Source organism: Phytohabitans sp. LZ39 (assembly GCF_059359075.1).
This window is the reverse complement of record NZ_JCADBM010000011.1, coordinates 77,970-95,308: the sequence shown is the minus strand read 5'-3', so window position 1 is coordinate 95,308 and position 17,339 is coordinate 77,970. Positions and strand designations below refer to the sequence as shown.

General features: G+C 73.3%; 19 protein-coding genes and 1 pseudogene. 12 read left to right on the top strand and 8 right to left on the bottom strand.

From position 1 onward, the window contains the following. Positions 1-130: 130 nt before the first annotated feature. Positions 131-928: a DUF4184 family protein gene (locus tag AC5L36_RS21810; RefSeq protein WP_494908765.1), complete on the bottom strand. Its 798-nt coding sequence runs from the start codon at positions 926-928 to the stop codon at positions 131-133. 39 nt (positions 929-967) lie between these two features. On the opposite strand from AC5L36_RS21810, the gene AC5L36_RS21805 reads away from it, so the two are divergent. Next, positions 968-2,044, top strand: coding sequence for a cellulose binding domain-containing protein (locus AC5L36_RS21805; protein WP_441218410.1), 1,077 nt, complete (start codon positions 968-970; stop codon positions 2,042-2,044). Between the two features lie 42 nt (positions 2,045-2,086). Here the strand turns inward: AC5L36_RS21805 and AC5L36_RS21800 are convergent. Continuing rightward, positions 2,087-3,052 (bottom strand): annotated as a pseudogene (locus AC5L36_RS21800) (lysylphosphatidylglycerol synthase transmembrane domain-containing protein); the annotation flags it as partial. A gap of 176 nt (positions 3,053-3,228) precedes the next feature. On the opposite strand from AC5L36_RS21800, the gene AC5L36_RS21795 reads away from it, so the two are divergent. From AC5L36_RS21795 to AC5L36_RS21785, 3 genes are read left to right on the top strand one after another with little or no spacing between them, the layout of a single operon-like run. After that, positions 3,229-4,275, top strand: a complete 1,047-nt coding sequence (locus tag AC5L36_RS21795; protein ID WP_441218409.1) for a LuxR C-terminal-related transcriptional regulator — start codon at positions 3,229-3,231, stop codon at positions 4,273-4,275. Beyond that, positions 4,272-4,793, top strand: a complete 522-nt coding sequence (locus tag AC5L36_RS21790) for a hypothetical protein (protein WP_441218407.1) — start codon at positions 4,272-4,274, stop codon at positions 4,791-4,793. The genes AC5L36_RS21795 and AC5L36_RS21790 overlap by 4 nt, the downstream gene beginning before the upstream one ends. A 2-nt stretch (positions 4,794-4,795) precedes the next feature. After that, positions 4,796-5,626 carry an AfsR/SARP family transcriptional regulator gene (locus tag AC5L36_RS21785; protein ID WP_441218405.1) on the top strand — a complete coding sequence of 277 codons (831 nt, stop codon included), beginning with the start codon at positions 4,796-4,798 and terminating at the stop codon, positions 5,624-5,626. Here AC5L36_RS21785 and AC5L36_RS21780 read toward each other — a convergent pair whose 3' ends face one another. Next, positions 5,627-6,370, bottom strand: a complete 744-nt coding sequence (locus tag AC5L36_RS21780; protein ID WP_441218403.1) for an SAM-dependent methyltransferase — start codon at positions 6,368-6,370, stop codon at positions 5,627-5,629. It lies immediately after the preceding gene. A 92-nt stretch (positions 6,371-6,462) separates the two neighbouring features. On the opposite strand from AC5L36_RS21780, the gene AC5L36_RS21775 reads away from it, so the two are divergent. The 3 genes from AC5L36_RS21775 to AC5L36_RS21765 all read left to right on the top strand — a co-directional run bounded on the left by AC5L36_RS21775 (position 6,463) and on the right by AC5L36_RS21765 (position 8,221). Further along, positions 6,463-6,879, top strand: a complete 417-nt coding sequence (locus tag AC5L36_RS21775; protein ID WP_441218402.1) for a DUF6010 family protein — start codon at positions 6,463-6,465, stop codon at positions 6,877-6,879. Positions 6,880-7,137: 258 nt separating this feature from the next. Continuing rightward, positions 7,138-7,773 (top strand): DUF4232 domain-containing protein, encoded by a 636-nt coding sequence (locus tag AC5L36_RS21770; RefSeq protein ID WP_441218400.1) that lies wholly within the window; start codon positions 7,138-7,140, stop codon positions 7,771-7,773. Between the two features lie 61 nt (positions 7,774-7,834). Continuing rightward, on the top strand, positions 7,835-8,221 hold the full coding sequence (locus AC5L36_RS21765; protein ID WP_441218398.1) for a DUF6896 domain-containing protein: 387 nt from the start codon (positions 7,835-7,837) through the stop codon (positions 8,219-8,221). Positions 8,222-8,416: 195 nt separating this feature from the next. Here the strand turns inward: AC5L36_RS21765 and AC5L36_RS21760 are convergent, their stop codons facing one another. Next, positions 8,417-9,298 (bottom strand): AraC family transcriptional regulator, encoded by an 882-nt coding sequence (locus tag AC5L36_RS21760; protein WP_441218396.1) that lies wholly within the window; start codon positions 9,296-9,298, stop codon positions 8,417-8,419. Positions 9,299-9,354: 56 nt separating this feature from the next. Continuing rightward, on the bottom strand, positions 9,355-9,507 hold the full coding sequence (locus tag AC5L36_RS21755) for a hypothetical protein (protein WP_441218394.1): 153 nt from the start codon (positions 9,505-9,507) through the stop codon (positions 9,355-9,357). 11 nt (positions 9,508-9,518) lie between these two features. Between AC5L36_RS21755 and AC5L36_RS21750 the strand changes: the two genes are divergently transcribed. From AC5L36_RS21750 to AC5L36_RS21735, 4 genes are read left to right on the top strand one after another with little or no spacing between them, the layout of a single operon-like run. Continuing rightward, complete coding sequence (locus AC5L36_RS21750; protein ID WP_441218392.1) at positions 9,519-11,834, top strand: FdhF/YdeP family oxidoreductase; 2,316 nt, start codon at positions 9,519-9,521, stop codon at positions 11,832-11,834. Continuing rightward, a complete protein-coding gene (locus tag AC5L36_RS21745) occupies positions 11,831-12,604 on the top strand; it encodes an SDR family oxidoreductase (protein WP_441218390.1) in 774 nt (257 codons plus the stop codon). Before AC5L36_RS21750 ends, AC5L36_RS21745 begins: the two co-directional genes overlap by 4 nt. A 46-nt stretch (positions 12,605-12,650) precedes the next feature. Then, the gene (locus AC5L36_RS21740) at positions 12,651-13,418 is read left to right on the top strand and encodes a hypothetical protein (protein WP_441218388.1); all 768 of its coding nucleotides are present in this window, start codon (positions 12,651-12,653) and stop codon (positions 13,416-13,418) included. A gap of 29 nt (positions 13,419-13,447) precedes the next feature. Beyond that, positions 13,448-13,969: a pyridoxamine 5'-phosphate oxidase family protein gene (locus AC5L36_RS21735; protein WP_441218386.1), complete on the top strand. Its 522-nt coding sequence runs from the start codon at positions 13,448-13,450 to the stop codon at positions 13,967-13,969. A 56-nt stretch (positions 13,970-14,025) separates the two neighbouring features. Here the strand turns inward: AC5L36_RS21735 and AC5L36_RS21730 are convergent, their stop codons facing one another. Further along, positions 14,026-15,117: a calcium:cation antiporter gene (locus tag AC5L36_RS21730; RefSeq protein WP_441218384.1), complete on the bottom strand. Its 1,092-nt coding sequence runs from the start codon at positions 15,115-15,117 to the stop codon at positions 14,026-14,028. Next, positions 15,114-15,608, bottom strand: coding sequence for a redox-sensitive transcriptional activator SoxR (soxR, locus tag AC5L36_RS21725; RefSeq protein ID WP_441218382.1), 495 nt, complete (start codon positions 15,606-15,608; stop codon positions 15,114-15,116). The genes AC5L36_RS21730 and soxR overlap by 4 nt, the downstream gene beginning before the upstream one ends. Before the next feature lie 115 nt (positions 15,609-15,723). Between soxR and AC5L36_RS21720 the strand changes: the two genes are divergently transcribed. Beyond that, positions 15,724-16,491 (top strand): AbfB domain-containing protein, encoded by a 768-nt coding sequence (locus AC5L36_RS21720; RefSeq protein WP_441218380.1) that lies wholly within the window; start codon positions 15,724-15,726, stop codon positions 16,489-16,491. Here AC5L36_RS21720 and AC5L36_RS21715 read toward each other — a convergent pair. Continuing rightward, positions 16,475-17,332: a DUF3626 domain-containing protein gene (locus AC5L36_RS21715; RefSeq protein WP_441218378.1), complete on the bottom strand. Its 858-nt coding sequence runs from the start codon at positions 17,330-17,332 to the stop codon at positions 16,475-16,477. The two genes, AC5L36_RS21720 and AC5L36_RS21715, sit on opposite strands and share 17 nt — an antisense overlap. Positions 17,333-17,339: the final 7 nt, after the last annotated feature.

Below are 17,339 nucleotides of genomic sequence, written 5' to 3'. Positions count from 1 at the left end.
AGAAAGAGATTTGAGCTACCGCGATGTCCGTCGTGGTCCGGACCGCTGCTCCCGCGGCCTCACCCGTCCAGAGGGGTGACCGAGACCAACAGCGAAGGGTGAGGCCGCGGGATCGGAGATGGAGAGCGCGCTAGAAGGTGCCGCGGACGCGGGCGGGCAGGACGAGTGTCGCGCAGAGGGCGGCGGTCAGCAGGCCGGCGCCGCCGCCGCGGGTGATGGCCAGGAAGGCGGCGTCGCGGTGGTCGGCGTCGCGTAGGGCGGGGAGTGCGGCGAAAAGGGCGCCGGTCGCGGTGGCCAGCGCGATGAGCGTCCAGCTCGCCGCGGCGACCGCGCGCGGTGCCGCCGGGCGGCGAGCGGTCGGGGAAGTCGCGCGCCACCAGCGGGCCAGCCAGAGCGCGATCGCGGCCGCGCCCGCGACGCCGCTGGCGTACTGGGCCCACCGGTAGCCGGGCAGGCCGGCGTGCGACTCGGCGAGCCAGTCGATGTGCGCCGGGCCCCACCGTCCTACGTGGGTGAACGAGTCCCACACCACGTGCGTGGCCGCGCCCAGCGTCAGCGCGACCACCACCAGCACGGCGCGGGCGGCGGGGCGCGGGCGGCCGGGTGCCGGTGGGTGGAGGCGGTCGCGCAGCGCCGCCGGGCCGATCGCTGCCGCGAACGGGGCGAGCAGGGCCTGCCACACGCCCAGCATGACGAGGCCGAGCACCAGGTCGGCGCCGAAGACGCCGGCGAGGCTGTGCGTGGTGGCGCCGTCCACCGGCGCCGGTAGGTAGTAGGGCAGGTCGGGCGCCATGCTGCCGATCACCAGGGCGGAGGGTGGCAGGCCCCACCGGATCAGGGGGAGTACGGCGGCGGGGTGGCTTCCGGTGAAGGGCACGCCGACGATTCCACAATATTGATGGTTGTCGTCGTCCTTGTGGGCTGGCACAGTTTGTATGGACGTCCAACTATATAGAAGGGTATCGGCATGAGACCACGTACCGGCATGGCCCTGGCGGCCGTGCTGACGTTGGCGACCGGGCTGGCGGTCGTGGCCGCCGCCCAGGCGAGCGCGGCCACCGGCTGCCGGGTCGCGTACACGGTGAACCAGTGGCCGGGCGGCTTCACCGCCAACGCCGCCGTCACCAACCTGGGCGACCCGCTGAACGGCTGGCGGCTGGAGTGGAACTTCGCCAACGGGCAGACCGTCACCCAGGGGTGGAACGGCGTGTTCAGCCAGAGCGGCGCGCACGTCACGGTCAGCAACCAGACCTACAACGCGAGCCTCGCCACCAACGCGACGGTCACGCCCGGCTTCAACGGCACCTGGAACGGCACGAACTCCACGCCCACGTCGTTCACGCTGAACGGGGTGACCTGCACGGGCGCGACCACGCCGGGCAGCCCCAACCCCACGACCGCCGCGCCGCCCACGACGCGGCCGCCGGGTGGGGTGGCGTGGACCTCGTCCGAGCAGTGGGGGACGTGGACCAACGGCGGTTACACGCTTTACAACAACATCTGGGGCAGCGGGGCGGGCACGCAGACGATCTGGGCCAACTCGTTCAGCAACTGGGGCGTGACGGCCAACCACCCGAACACGGGCGGCGTCAAGTCCTACCCCAACGCGACCCGCAACGTGAACCGCACGCTGAGCTCGCTGCGCACGCTCACCAGCAGCTTCAACGTCACGGTGCCCAACAGTGGCGCGTACGCCACGGCGTACGACATCTGGGACAACAACCACGCCTACGAGATCATGCTGTGGCTGAACAAGGTGGGCCCGGTCGGCCCGCTCGGCTCACTTCAGACCACCGCCACCGTCGGTGGCCACACGTGGCAGGTCTACTCGGGATCGAACGGTGCGAACCAGGTCTTCTCGTTCATCCGGAGCGGTAACACCAACGCGGGCAGCGTGGACGTTCTCGCCGTCATGAACTGGATCCGGAGCCGTGGCTGGTTCGGCGACATCACCGTCGGTGACGTGCAGCTGGGGTACGAGATCACCTCGTCCGCCGGTGGCCTCGACTTCACCACCAACAGCTACTCGGTCTCGTTCAGCTGAGGCGGCCGCGCGGGCGATCGCGTAGCGGCGCAGGAGTGCCGCTACGCCGCCCGCGGGGATGACGAGCCAGGTGGAGAGCAGGCGGTAGGCCAGGACCGCCGCGGTCGCGCTCACCGCCGTCGCCCCCGCGGCGGTGAGCCCGGCGATGAACGCGGTGTCGACGATGCCGGCGCCACCGGGCGTGAGCGGCACCTGCCGCACGATCTGCACGGCGAGGTAGATAGCGGCCAGCGTGCCGATGCTGATCCGCAGGTCGAACGCGCGGGCGGTGGCGGCGAAGCAGGCGATGTCGGCCAGCCAGTTGACGGTGGCGTAGGCCAGCCCGGCCGCCCAGTCGCGGGCGCGCAGGTCGGCGCCGGCCCGCCAGGCGTCCCGCGCGAGCACCATCAGCCGCCGCACCGCGCGGAACACGCGGCCCTCGACGTCGCGGCCGCGGCGGGCCCGGCCGGGGCGGGCCAGCCGGCGCCCGGCCGTGACGGCCACGGCGGTCAGCGCGGCGAGCACGGCCACGACCGCGAGCGGCCGCCAGTCTTCGAACGCCGTCGACTTCTGCGCCACGATCGCGGCCGCCCAGGTGACGTAGAGCAGGCCGAGGCCGCCGATCGCGGTGAGCCCGGACACGACCGCGGCGGCGGTGCTGAGCTGGCGGGTGGCGCCGGCCCGCTCGTACTCCCGGATGGTGTAGCCGGTGGAGGCGACGGCGCCCGCGGGCAGCGCGATGGAGATGGCGGTGCTGGCCAGGGTGATCCCCACCGCGTCGCGGCGGCCCAGCCGCACGCCCATGGCGGAGAGGATGCGCCGCTGTTGGTACGCGAACGCGACGAGCGACACCGCCTGGAGGAACGCGGCGAGCGCGAGCCAGCCGTAGTCGGCGCCGGCCATGTCGCGGAGGACCTCGCCCGGGTCGGGCAGGCGCCCGTGCAGCCCCACGACCGCGAGGGCCACCACGGCCACCGCCGCGACGAGTGGCAGCCGCCACCGGCGCCACCGTGATCGCGTTGCCGCCATGCCCCCCATGCTCCCCCGCGGGCTCTGAGAAGAGCCTGAGTACCTCACCTCACCCTACCGGCCCGCGCGTTGCGGAATTTGGCAACGGATCTCCTTAGTCGATCTTGTGATTAAAGACAACCCCGCCGCCCTGTGTTTGTATGCGTCCGTACCGCCATCCAACGGGGAGGGTGTAGGTGGCTGGCAGCAACACGGGGGTGCTGACGCTCGGCCAGGCCGTTCCGTCGCTGGTCCGCTGGGGTCTCAGCGCGGACGCCGACCTTGTGTACCGGTGCCTGGTCAGCTTCGGTGACCAGCGCGCGGCCGAGGTCGCGGCGGACCTGGGCCTGGCCGCGCGCCGGGTGCGGGTCGCGCTCGACGAGCTCGTCGACGCGGGCCTCGTCCAAGGCGGCGGTCCGGGGCCGTCGCACGGCGTCGACGCCGGCAGCTGGCGCGCGGTCGCCCCGGACGCGGCGGTCGAGGCGGTCCGGCGGCGCGCGCTGCGCCGGCTGGCCCCGATGGCCGGCGCCGAGCCGGGCGGACCGCGGCCCGGGCCGGCGAAGGGGCGGCTGCTGCCGGACCTTGGTGCGACCCGCCGGCGCATCGCCCAGCTCGTGGCGGTCGAGCGCGGCGAGCACCTCGCGATGAACCCGGAGCAGGTCTTCACCACCGACGCCCTGACGATCGGCTCGGCCATCGACGCCGACCTGCTGCGCCGGCGGGTGCGCGTGCGCTCGCTCGGCCGGCCACCCGCCGACGGCGACCGGTCGTCGGCGTACACGGCGGAGTTCGTCCGGCTCGGCGGCGAACACCGACTGGCCGAACGGCTGCCGTACAAGATGATGATCTTCGACCGGCGGGTGGCCCTCGTGGCCGTCGACCCGCTCGCCCTCGACCGCGGCACGTGGGAGTTCACCGACCCGGCCGCCGTCGAGTCCCTGCTCACCTTGTTTGTCCGCCAATGGAGTGGCGCGACAGATCCACGGCGAAACGGAGTACCAACGGTCGTGCTCACCCAACGGGAGAAGGCGGTGGTCGCGTTGCTTGCCGACGGGCACACGGACGCCACCGCGGCGAAGCATCTCGGGATGTCCACCCGCACGCTGACGTACACGCTGCGGGGGTTGATGGATCGGTTCGGTGTGGAAAACCGGTTCCAGCTGGGTCTGGCCCTCGGCGCGATGCGGGCGATCATGCCGCCCGGCCCGGCCGGCGGGGAGATGGCGGAAGGGAGTGAGCGTTGAGACGAGTAGTGGCATTCCTGGCCGCCGCCGTGGCGGTGGTGGCCACCGCCGGCCCGGCGCGGGCCGGCGGCCCCGCCGGTGGCGGAGGGCTCTTCGGCGGCTGGACGCCCATGACGTGTACGACCGGCGGCATCGACCGGGCGGAGCTGAGGGCGGGGGACCAGTTCCTCACGCTGGATTGGCACCTCGACTGCGCCGCCCCCGCGGACTCGCGGCCGACGTACGGGTACGGCCGCTACGTCGAGAAGCTCGGCGGCGAGGTACGGAGCCTCCAGGAGTACGCGCCGACCGCGCCGACGCTGTACGCCGGCGCGGCCTACCTGCCCACCGACGTCGCGGCCATCTGCGCGGTCACCGACTACAAGGTGCGGGTCGTCTGCGTGAAGGTGGAGCGCGACCCGGTGTCGAACGCGGCCGTCGCGGTGCGGCCCCTCCCCACCGACGACCCCCTGGTGGACGTCAGGTTGAGCTACAACCCGGGTGTGGAGAGCAGCCCGGCGTGCGGCGGGTGCTGGTAGGTATGCGCGCCGCAGTGAATGGTGCCCTGGAGGTCGGCCTGCTCGGCCCGGTGCGGGTGCTCGCGTACGGGCGGCCGGTCGCGCTCGCCGCCCCGCGCCGGCAGGTGATCCTCACCGCGCTCGCGCTCGCGCCCGGCCGCACGGTCGGCACCGCCGCGCTGGCCCGCTACCTCTGGGGCGAGGGCGTCCCGTCGCCGGCCCGCCGCGCACTGTCCACTGTGGTGACCCGGCTCCGGCAGGACCTCGGCATGGACGTGATCAGCGGCACCGCCGGCGGGTATGCCCTCGCCGTCCCGGCCGACGCGGTCGACGTGTACCGGTTCCGCGCTCTCCTGCGCGCCGCCCGCACCGCCGAGGGCGGGGCCGAGCTGGATCTGCTCGAACGCGCCCTGGACTGCTGGCGCGCGCACGGCGAGCCGCTTCAGGACGTCGGCTCGGACGCGCTCGTCGCCGAGCACGCGCCGGCGCTGGCCGAGGAGTGGTACGCCGCGACCGAGCGACGCATCGACCTGCTGCTGGCCGCCGGCGTGCACGCGGACCTCGTGCCGCAACTGCGCGACCTGACCGCCCGGCAGCCGCTGCGCGAGTCGCTGTGGTGCCGGCTGATGGTGGCGCTCTACCGGTCCGGGCGGCAGGCGGAGGCGCTGGACGCGTTCCGGTGCGTGCGCGAGCTGCTGGCCGAGCAGCTCGGCGTCATACCCGGACCGGAGCTGCGGGCCGCCCACCGCGCCGTGCTCGTACACGACCTGGCGGTGGCCGGGCCGGCGGCGGCCGCCCGGACCGCGCACCGCCTGCGGCTGCGCCACCGCCGCCGGCCCCGCACCCGGCCGTGATCAGGCGCGGCGCAGCACGAGCGTGACGAAACCCAGCACGTCGCGGTAGCCCCGCAACCACTGTTCGCGGTGCTCGCGGGCGAGGGCGAGGGCGGCCGCGGAGTCGGGGTGGCCGGGGTTGTCGAGCGCCCACTCGGTCAGCGACCCGATCCAGGACCACTCGTAGTCGTCCCACTCGGCGGCGTCGCTCACGTGCGCGTACAGCGCCGTCCAGCCGGCCTCCTCCGCCCGGTCGAGCAGGCCGGCCAGGTCGCTGTAGTCCTCCGGCTTGGCGGAGAGCGCGGCCAGCGCCGCGGCGGTCGGCGGCACCTGCCAGAAACCCTCGCCGACCAGCAGGATGCCGTCCGCGTTGACGTGCCGCCCGGCCTCCCGCAGCGTGCCGCCGAACCCGCCGAACACATGCGTCGCGCCCACGCACAGCACCAGGTCGTAGTCACCGTCCGGCACGTACGCGCGGGCGTCCCGCTCGTGCAGCGCCAGCCGCTCGGCCAGCCCCCGCGCGGCGGCGGCCTCGGCGGCCCGCTCCAGCGCGTAGGGGCTTGTGTCGACCCCGTCGGCGTGCCCGTCGGGGTAGTGGGCGAGCGCCTGCAACGCCCACGCGCCCGCACCGCACCCCAGGTCGAGGATCCGCGCGGCCGCCCGCCGGTCGGCCCGGCGCAGGAGCCGGTTCGCGTTCACCCCGGAGACCGGTGCCGCGATCGGGTGGTGCGCGTGCGCGATGCTGCTGAGTCGTTGTCGATCCACCCCCGAAGTCAAACACGATGTTGGCCAGTACCCGTTGGTGCTTGTCACTTCGGCCACTGCCCGGCGGCGCGCGGGCTTCGTAGATTCGCGGCATGACCGTGGTCGTCCCACTCTTCGTCGGTGTCCTGTACGTCACCCTGATGTCGCTGATCAGGGAGCCGCACCGCCGCACGTTCAACGCGCTGATGGTCGCCGGCGCCGGTGCCGCCTACCTCAGCGGCGGCGGCCTGGGCGTGGCCGAGATCGCCTTCACGGCGGTGATGGTCTACGTCGCCTTCCGCGGCCTCGGGTCGTGGACGTTCATCGGGATCGGCTGGCTGCTGCACACCGCCTGGGACGTGGTCCACCACCTGCGCGGCGAGCCCATCCTGCCGTTCGCCCACGACTCGTCGCTCGGCTGCGCGATCTGCGACCCGGTCATCGCCCTGTGGTGCCTGGCCGGCGGCCCCTCCGTGACGACGGCCGCCCGCGGCCTGCTCACCAGGACGTCCCCGACGCCGGGACCGTGACGTTCACAGGCCGGATTGCCCGGGCCCGCGTCACCTGCGGACCGCCGCGCGGGGCCCCCGGGGAAACGTGGAGCGCAGCGGAGCGTTTTTTGGGGTGCATTTCCGGCCGGAGACCGCGGCGGCCGGCGGCTCGCAGCGCTCGCCGAAACCCCCGGCCTCCGCTGCCAGCCCCGCGGTGCAAGCCCAAGGCCGGTGGTCGCGGCATCGGCGCGGGTGGGGCCGGGCGCGGCACGCATGATCGAACTCTATGCTCTGCGCGTGAGGTTTTCGCCGCGGATCCGGCGGCTCGCGCCGCTGGTGACACTCGTCGTGCCGGCCCTGGTCGTCGCCGCCATCGTCGCGGTGGACGCGGCCCGGGGTGACGGCGCGAGGTCACCCGTCTCGTGGAGCGGCAGCGGGGCGCTGCCCGGGGTTGGCACGGCCCCGCCGTCCGCGCCGCCGCCTTCGCCCACCCCGGCGGCCTGCCCGGAGTCCGGGCTCTCGGTGCGGCAGGGCGAGCAGGAAGCCGCGATGGGGCTGCGGGTGCTCCAGATCGTGGTGGTCAACTGCGGCGCCGCGACGCGTACCGTGCGCGGCCACCCGGCGGTGCGCCTCCTGGACGGCGACCGGCGCCCGCTCGACGTGCTGGTGAGCGAAGGCTCGTCGGGGATCGCCACGGTGCCCCGCTTCGACGCGGCGCCGGCCACGGTCACGCTCAAGCCGGGGGAACGCGCGACGACCGCGCTGCTGTGGCGCAACCTCGTCACCGACCCGTCGGTGCGGGCCACGCTCGGCGAGTTTCTGGAAGTCACCGTCTCCGGTGGCGACCGGCCCCAGGTGATCGCGCTGGACGGCGGCGTCGACCTGGGCAATACCGTCAAGGTGGGCGTCGCGCCCTGGGCCGCCTATCGGTGAAACGGCTATGCTTCGCGTGGTCGTTGGGGGTGCCGTGGAGGAGCGACAGGCAGCGCGAGCGATGGCCGACGCGGCAGCCGAGGTCCGCGCCGCGGTCGCCGTCTTCCACGAGCTCAAGGCCGCCGTCGAGCACCACCTGGGCGTCACGTCCACAAAGGAGCTCGTCAGCCGCGTGATCCGCGGAGCGGCCCCACGCCGCGGCACCCTGCCCGGCGGCGAGGAGTACTTCGTGCACGGCATCGGCTACACGGTCACCACACGCGCGGGCGCGCCGGTGCACCTCGACGGCTGTGGCGGCGACTCCTCGTGCTTCAAGACCTGGGACATCCGCTCCTACCTTGAGGACACCGACGTCTCCCTGGACGAGATCGCGGCCACCTGCGGCGACCTGGTCGCGGAGGGCACACTGCGCGAGATCGACGACGCCACCTTCGCCTTCGCGTCCTAGAGCGGTTCACGGTCAGGGACGCCGCGCCTGAACCGTGATCGCCAGTCCAGGGTGCGCCAACGCCTTCAAGCAGATTTGCCCCCGTCCGCGCCAGTCGCGGACCGTTTGCTCCCGCGGGCAGCGGCGGACGGGTGAGGCCGCGGGAGCAGCGGTCTGGACCACGGCGGACGTCGCGGTAGCTCAGGGGTAGATCGTCTAGGGGAGGGTGAGCGCCGCGGGGGCGCGGAGGCGGGCGGCGTCCTGGCTGGGTGGTACGCCGAACTGGCGGCGGTACTCGCGGCTGAACTGGGACGCGCTGTCGTAGCCGACGTGGTGGCCGACCCGGGCGACGTCGTTGGGGTTGGTGGCCAGCAGCAGCCGGGCCTCCTGGAGGCGGATCTGCTTCTGGAACTGGATCGGGCTCATCGCGGTCACCGCCTGGAAGTTGCGGTAGAAGGCGGACACGCTCATGCCGGACAGCTGCGCCACGTCCTCCACGCGGAACGGCTCGCGGTAGTTGTCGCGGATCCACCGCACCGCGCGGGCGACGTGGGTGAGGCTGCTGTCGGCGAGGCCGAGCTGGCGGACTACCGCGCCCTGCGGGCCGGTGACCAGGCGCCACAGGATCTCGCGGATGGCGAGCGGGGCGAGCACGGCGCGGTCGCGTGGCTGGTCGAGCAGGCGCACCAGCCGGATGACGGCGTCGAGCAGCTCGTCCGGCGCGTCGCTCACCGCGATGCCGGATGGGGGGCCGCCGGCGCGGGGGAGGTCTGCCGGGCCGGCTCGCAGCAGCAGCTCGGCGATGGTCTCCGGCCGCAGCGTCAGCCCGAAGCCGAGCGCCGGCGCCTCGGTGAAGTGGCCGGTGACCGGCAGGTCGACGGAGGCGACGAGGTACTGGCCGGCGCGGTACTCGTAGACGCGGTCGCCCAGGGCGAGGCGCTTGGCACCCTGGACGATGAGCGCGAACACCGTGCCGGTCATCGACGCCGAGGGCGGGGCGGGCCGCTCCACTTTGGAGATGAGCACGCCCTCGACGGCGGTGGTCGAGTCGGGCCGCACGTGCCGGGCCAGCAGGGTGCGGAGCGCGTCGAGGTACATGCTCCGACATTCCCACGCGCGGGAGGATCGTGCAAAGCGGCGGCCTCGTGGAGGGCCTAGCCGCGCCGCTCGTTCACCGGGAAGCCGAGCGCGACGAGCAGCCGCGCCATCCAGGTGAGCCCCTCGGCGCCCGCTGTGGGTGAGGCCGGCCCGGCCTGGCGTGGAAACCGCCCGGGCTCGCCCGCGCCGGGGCTACGGTCGGGCCACACGAGGGGGGACGATGACGTCAACGGAAGACCGGATGCTCGCCGCCGCACCCGGCACGCCGGCGCTGGGCCGCGGCCCGGCGCCGACCGGGCACCACTCGCGCCACGAGTACCATCATCCGGCCGCCGGCTGGGGCGCGGCGCGCAGCGTCGGGAGCGTGCTGGCCCGCGCGGGTGAGCCGGTCGAAGGGTTCCGCGCGCTGCTGGTGATGAACCACGAGGACGGCGGCTTCGACTGCCCGGGCTGCGCGTGGCCGGACGACCCGAACGGGCTGAAGCTGGACGTCTGCGAAAACGGCGTCAAGCACGCCGCCTGGGAGCTGGAGCCGGCCGGTGCCGACGCCGAGTTCTTCGGCTCGCACACGGTCGGCGAGCTGGCCGGATGGAACGACCACGACCTCGAGGCGGTGGGTCGGCTGTTCGAGCCGATGAGCTACGACCCGGCCACCGACTCGTACCGGCCGATCTCGTGGGACGACGCGTTCGCGCTGGTGGGGGAGACGCTGCGCGGGTTGGACAGCCCCAACCAGGCGGCGTTCTACACGTCCGGGCGGCTGAGCAACGAGGCCACCTTCCTGTACCAGCTGTGGGTCCGCGAGTTCGGCACGAACAACCTGCCGGACTGCTCGAACATGTGCCACGAGGCGAGCGGGCGGGCGCTGACGCCGGCGATCGGCACCGGTAAGGGCACGGTCGACCTCGACGACTGGGAGCAGGCCGACGCGATCTGGCTGATGGGCGACAATGCCGCCTCGAACGCGCCGCGGATGCTCACCTGGCTCGCCGAGGCCGACCGCCGCGGCGCGCGGCTGGTGCACATCAACCCGCTGATCGAGGCGGCGTCGCGGCGCACGATCGTGCCGCACGAGTACGCCGACATGGCAAGGTTCCGCACCACGCGGATCGGCACGATGAACGTGCAGGTGCGGATCGGCGGCGACCTCGCGCTGCTACGCGGCGTGGCGAAGGCGCTCCTGGAGACGCCGGAAGCGCTCGACCGGGACTTCATCGACCGCTACACGCACGGTTTCGACGGGTACCGCGAGCTCGTGGCGGCCACGCCCTGGTCGCGGCTCACGCACGACAGCGGGATCGACGAGGCCGGGATCCGCGCGCTCGCCGACTCGTACCGGCGGTCGGACCGCGTGATCATCGCGTGGTGCCTCGGGATCACCCAGCACGAGCACGGCATGGACACCGTGCGCGAGATCGTCAACGTGCTGCTGCTGCGCGGCAACATCGGCCGCGAGGGAGCCGGCCCCTGCCCGGTGCGCGGGCACAGCAACGTGCAGGGCAACCGCACCTGCGGGGTCAACCACCGCCCGGAGAAGGCGTTTCTCGACCGGCTCGCCGAGGTCTGCGGCATCGACCCGCCGCGCGAGCCCGGCTTCGGCGTGGTGGAGACGGTCGACGCGATGCGCCGCGGCGACGTCAAAGTCTTCGTCTCGCTGGGCGGCAACTTCGCGCTCGCCGCGCCCGACCTCGTCGCCACCGCCGAGGCGCTGCGCGGCTGCGACCTGACCGTGCAGGTGAGCACCAAGCTCAACCGCAGCCACCTGGTACACGGCAAGCGCGCGCTGATCCTGCCGTGCCTGGCCCGCAGCGACCGGGACGTCCAGGCCGGCGGCCCGCAGGGCGTCACGGTCGAGGACGCGATGTCGATGGTGCACATCTCGTACGGGATGAAGGAGCCCGGCTCGCCGCACCAGCGCTCGGAGTGCGCGATCCTCGCCGGCATGGCGCGGGCCACGCTGCCGGACAGCCGCACGCCGTGGCTGTCCTACGTGGACGACTACGACCGCGTCCGCGACACGATGGCGCGCGTGCTCGACGGCTTCGAGGACTTCAACCGGCGCGCCCGCCACCCGCACGGCTTCCGCATCCGCCAGCCCGCCCGCGAGCGCGTCTTCCTGACCCCGTCGGGGCGGGCCGAGTTCTCCCATGCGCCGCTGCCGGATGGCGTCGACCCCGGCGCGGGGCGGCTCGTGCTCGCGACCGTGCGGTCGCACGACCAGTTCAACACCAGCATCTACTCCAACGACGACCGGTACCGCGGCCTCAAGGGACTGCGCACGGTCGTCTTCATGAACGAGGAGGACATGCGCGAGCGGGGGATCGGCGAGTTCGACCTCGTCGACGTCACGAGCTTCTCCAAGGACGGCACCCGCCGCCACGCGTACGGGTACCGCGCCGTCCGGTACGAGATCGCGCGCGGCTGCGCCGCCGGCTACATGCCCGAGCTGAACGTCCTGTGTGGACTCGCCGACGTCAGCCCGGACAGCGGCCAGCCGGTGACCAAGCACCTCGTCGTCGAGGTGACGCCCGCATGAGCCGGATCCTCATCACCGGCGCGGGCAGCGGCCTCGGCCGGGGCGCCGCGCTCGGCCTGGCCCGCGCCGGCCACGACGTGGTCGCCGGCGCCGAGGTGTGGCCACAGGTACGCGACCTGCGCGCCGACGCGTGGCGGCGACGGGCCCGGCTCGAGGTCGTCAAGCTCGACGTCACCGACCCGACCGACCGCGCGCACGCCGCCCGCCGCGACGTCGACATCCTCGTGCTCAACGCCGGTGTACAGGAGGCGGGCGCGGTCGTCGAGATCCCGATGGCGCGGATCCGCCGCTCGTTCGAGGTGAACGTGTTCGGTCATCTGGAGCTGGTCCGGGCGGTCGCCCCGCGGATGGTCGAGCGGGGCAGCGGCAAGGTGGTGTGGGTGTCGTCGGTGGCGGGTATCCGCACCCGGCCGTGGATCGGCGTCTACGCCGCGACCAAGCACGCCATCGAGGCGCTGGCCTGGGCGATGCGGGGCGAGCTGGGCCCGCGCGGCATCCGCGTCGCGACCATCAACCCCGGCCCGTTCCACACCGGCTTCAACGACACCGGCGTGGAGGCGATGTACGAGTGGTGGCGGCCGGAGACCGCGCTGCTCGACAGCCCGGACTTCAGCTCCTATCTGGACAATCAGTACGATCCACAGGAGATGATCGACACGATGGTACGGGTCATACCGTCCGACGAGCATCCATATCGGACGGTCTTTCCCGAGGCGACCCGCCAACAGGGCAAGGAGTTCGAGGCGGAGGTCTGGGCCGCGAAGGCCTGAGGTGCGATCTTGCCCGGAGTGGCGCGCGGGCTCCACAATGCACGCCATGAGGACGCGCGCCCGGCTGCTGATCGCGGCCACCGTACTCGTGGCGGTGTCCTGGCTGGTCGCCGGCGGGTGGCGGTTCGACCGCGGCGGGACGGTGCGGACGTTCGTCGTCGGCGTGGCCCTGCCGATCGTGGTGCTGTTCGGGACGATCGCGGTGATGTTGTGGACGCGCCGGGCCACGTTCCCCGCGGTCTTCGACGTCCGCGACGGCGCGTTCGTCGCACCGCCCGCACACCTCCAGGTCGCCGCGCAGACCTCGGCGGGGATCGCCCTTCCGCTGTTCCTCCTCGGTTCGCAGCTGCGCGACTTCACGGACGGCGAGGACTCGGTCCTCACCGGGCTCGCCGTGCTGATAGTCGTGCTCGTGACCTTCTTGCTCCTGCTCTCCGTGCCGTGGGTGCTGGCGTCGTTCCTCGACCTTTCCCGCGTCGAGCTGCGGCCGGACGGGTTGGGACTGTTCGACGTCAACAGCGGGTACGTGGTGCCCTGGGAGGCGGTCGCGGTGGGGCCGACGCCACGGGTGTCACGCTGGACTCCCAACCGGATCCGCCTCTCCCGGCCCGGCCTGGTGCGCAGGCGCGGCGTGGCCCGCCTGTGGCGGAAGGTGGAGAGCGCGCCGGTGCCGCAGCTGGTGGCGGTCAACCCGGTGTTCCTCGCCGACGCGGTCAACCACTACCTGCTCCACCCGGAGCACCGCGCGGCGATCGGCACGCCGGCCGAGTACGAGCGGCTCCGGCAGGCACTTTTCGCCGCGTACGACCGATGAGTCGGCCGGCCTCGGGCAGTCTGACAACCATGACCGACATCGAGCCCACCGAGACCACCAACCTCGACCGCTACGGCAACGCCCCGCTGGAGTGGAGCCGCGCCCGCGACGCGCTCGCCGGCGACCCCACCGCCGATGTCACCCACTTCCTCGGCACGTGCCGCCCCGACGGCACCCCGCACGCCGCCGGCGTGGGCGCGCAGTGGCTCGACGGCGACCTCTACTTCACCAGTAGCCCGGCCGCCCGCAAGGCCCGCGACCTCGCCGTCAACCCGCTCTGCACGATCTCCGCCCGCCTGCCCGGGATCGACCTCGTCCTGGACGGCAGCGCCGCCCGGGTCACCGACCCGGAGACGCTCGAACGGGTCGCCGCCGGCTACCGCGCGGGCGGCTGGCCGTGCCAGGTCGAGGGCGACGCGCTGACCGCGCCGTTCAGCGCGCCCAGCGCCGGCCCGCCCCCGTGGCACGTCTACCGCTTCACCTTCCACACGGTCGTCGGCGTCGCCGGTGCCGAACCCCACGGCGCGACCCGCTGGCGCTTCGCGCGCTGATCCTCTGTCTGCCCGCGTCCGCGGTTGCTCGCGCGTCGCGGCGGCGCGTCGTCTCGCTAGGGGTTGATCGCCAGGAAGATGAAGGCGGCGAGCAGCACCAGGTGTACGCCGCCTTGGAGGCGGGTGGCGCGGCCGGGCACGACCGTGAGCACGCCGACCACCACCGTCAGGGCCAGCAGCACCATCTGGGTCGGGCCGAGGCCGAGCAGCAGCGGGCCGTCCAGCCAGATCGACGCCACCGCGATCGTCGGGATGGTCAGGCCGATGCTGGCCATCGCCGAGCCGAGCGCGAGGTTGATGCTGATCTGGACCTGGTTGCGCAGCGCGGCGCGTACCGCGGCGATGGTCTCCGGCAGCAGCACCAGCAGCGCGATCACCACGCCGACGAACGCGTGCGGCAGACCGATGGCCGCGAGCCCGTCCTCGATCGACTTGGACTCGACCTTGGCCAGGCCGACCACGCCGACCAGCGCGACGAGCAGCAGCGCCAGGCTCGCCCCGGCCTTGCGCGTGGACGGCGGCGCGGCGTGCGCGTCGGGTCGCGGCTCGTCGGTCTCCACCGGCAGGAAGAAGTCGCGGTGCCGCACGGTCTGTGTCACGACGAAGAGGCCGTACAGCAGCAGCGAGACCACCGCCGCGAAGGTCAGCTGCGCCGAGGAGAACTCCGGGCCCGGCTTGCTCGTCGTGAACGTCGGCAGCACCAGGCACATCGTGGCGAGCGTCGCCACGGTGGCCAGGGCCGCGCCGGTGCCCTCGGCGTTGAACACCGCGAGCCCGGTGCGTACCGCGCCGACGAAAAGGCAGAGGCCGAGGATGCCGTTCATCGTGATCATCGCGGCGGCGAACACGGTGTCGCGGGCCAGCGACGCGGTCTCCGGTCCGCCGGAGACCATCAGGGTCACGATCAGCCCGACCTCGATGACGGTGACCGCGACCGCGAGCACCAGCGAACCGAACGGCTCGCCGACCCGGTGCGCGACCACCTCCGCGTGGTGCACGGCCGCGAGCACCGCGCCGGCCAGCGCGATGGCGATCACCACGGCGAGGAACACGCCCGGGTGGCGCCCCCACACGGCGGCGAGCAGCACGGCGGCGGCCAGCGGCACCGAGGTCGTCCACGAGCGGAGCGCGGCCAGGACGCGGGTCACTGGATCACCTTCAGCTCGCGTCGCGGGTGTGCCGGCGGGTCGGCGGACGGCCCCAGCCGGTGCGGTCCCGGACCGCGCGCGCCGAGCTCGTCTTCGGGGTTGAGGAGCTGGCAGACGGTCATCGACAGGCAGCCGCAGCCGATGCAACCGGTCAGCTCCCGCTCCAGCTGCTCGATCTCGCGCTTGCGCTCCTCCAGCTGGGTGCGCCAGCGGCGGGAGACGCGCTGCCAGTCGCGGACGGTCGGGACCGTCTCCATCGGCAGGGTGGCGAAGACCTCGCGCACGTCGGCCAGGCCGATGCCGAGCCGCTTGGCGACCAGGATCAGTGAGATCCGCCGGATCATGTGGCGGGCGTAGCGGCGCTGGTTGCCGGACGTGCGGTGGGCGGCGATCAGGCCCATCTGCTCGTAGTAGTGCAGCGCGGAGGCGGCGACCCCGGTGCGCCGCACCACCTCGCCGATGGCGAGCGCGTCATCCGGCTCCTTCGACACGTGAACCGACGCTACCAGCTTGATCTCAAGGCGACTTGAGCTTGCGTGTAACAAATACTGGTCACAAAGCGTCGGTAATGACAGAGTATGCCGAGTGTTGGGGAGGTCTACACCCATGAGGACGGCAGTGCGCCGGCACGCCCGCACGCTTCCGTGGCAGGGTCGCGCCGCGCTGGTGGCCCTGGCGATGGTCGGGCTCGTCGTGTTGGGCGCCAGCATGACCAGCGGCGACGACCTCCCTCCGGCCGCGCTGGCGCAGACGCCGCCGGTATCGGAGGACGCCGGCTACTGGCCCACGGCACCCGCGCCGCTGACTCCCCGTCCGTCGCCGCCGACCGCGCCGTCCACGAGCCCGGACGGCGGGCGGACCGCGCCGGCCCGGCCGCCGGTGAGCGTGCCGGCGCGGGTGACGCCGGTGCCGCCCACCACCACCCCGAGCGCGCCGGCGCTGAGCCCGGGTACCCGGGTCGGGCTGGAGCCGGTCACCGCCCCCGGCTTCCGGGTGCGGCACCGCGACTTCGTCGGCCGGATCGACCGCATCGGCGCGGGCAGCCCGTCGCTGGACCGGGCCGACTCGACGTTCGCCGTGCGGGCCGGCCTGGCCGACGCGCGGTGCGTGTCGCTGGAGGCGGTCAACTATCCGGGGTTCTACCTGCGGCACCAGGACTTCGCGATCCACCTGCACCGGCGCGACAGCAGCGCGATCTTCGCCGCGGACGCGACCTTCTGCGCCGGGGCGGGGCTGGCCGGCCGGGACATGTCACTGCGGTCGTACAACTACCCGGACCGGTACCTGTACCACGAGCGCTCACGGCTCTACATCGCCAGGGCGAGCGGCGCGGCCCGGTCGGCGATGACGTTCGCGGTCAAGGGCGCGCTGTAGGGCTCATCTCCGGGCTGCCGAACCTCGCCACGTAGTGCCAGACGCGTTTCAGGGCCTGCTCGTCGTACCGGCCGGTGCGCGAGGCGTCGCCGACCGCGGCCGGGTCGAGGCGGCCGTCGCGGGCGATCCGCTCGCCCAGCCGCACGAATTCCGGACCTCGGTAGTCCGGATGCCTGCGCAGCTCGTCGACGGTGAGCGCGAATCCGCCGTGCCACTCGACCGGGCAGCCCAGCTTGCCGGCGAGCTCCTCGACCCGGGTGCCCCGGTAGCAGGGGTCGAGCACCAGCGCCTCCACGTCGCGGGCGAGGTCGAGCGGGCCGTGCACGTGCGCCTCGACGTAGTCGTCCAGCGGCTCCCGGTCGTCCGCCTCGGCCATGGCGACCAGCGTCGACACCCGCGACGCGACGCCGAAGTGCGCCGGCTGGAGGTGGCTGTCCGGGTAGCAGAAGGTGGTGCGGGCCAGCGTGGCGGCGGCCAGGCGCAGGTGCGCCGAGCCGAAGCGGGGTGAGCCGCCCACCGCGCGGCGGCGGAAGTTGAGCGAGCCGTACTTCGGGCGGTCGGCGGCCGGACCGGTGTTGTAGACCCGGGCGAAGATGCGGCTCTCCCACAGCCACCGGTCGCCGCCCTCGTACGCGGTCAGACCGCCGTTGCTGGTGCCGGTCTCGAACTGCGACCGGTAGCGCCCGTCACGCGCCATCGCCTCCAGGATCGGCACGCCGTCGGGGCCGCCCACGAGCCGGTCCGGGTGGAAGTGCAGGGTCACCCGGTGGGACGGGTCGGTCGCCGCACCGGTCGCGAGCGACGTGACGTGGGCGATCGCGAGCTCGTGGGGCAGGGGCATGCGGCAA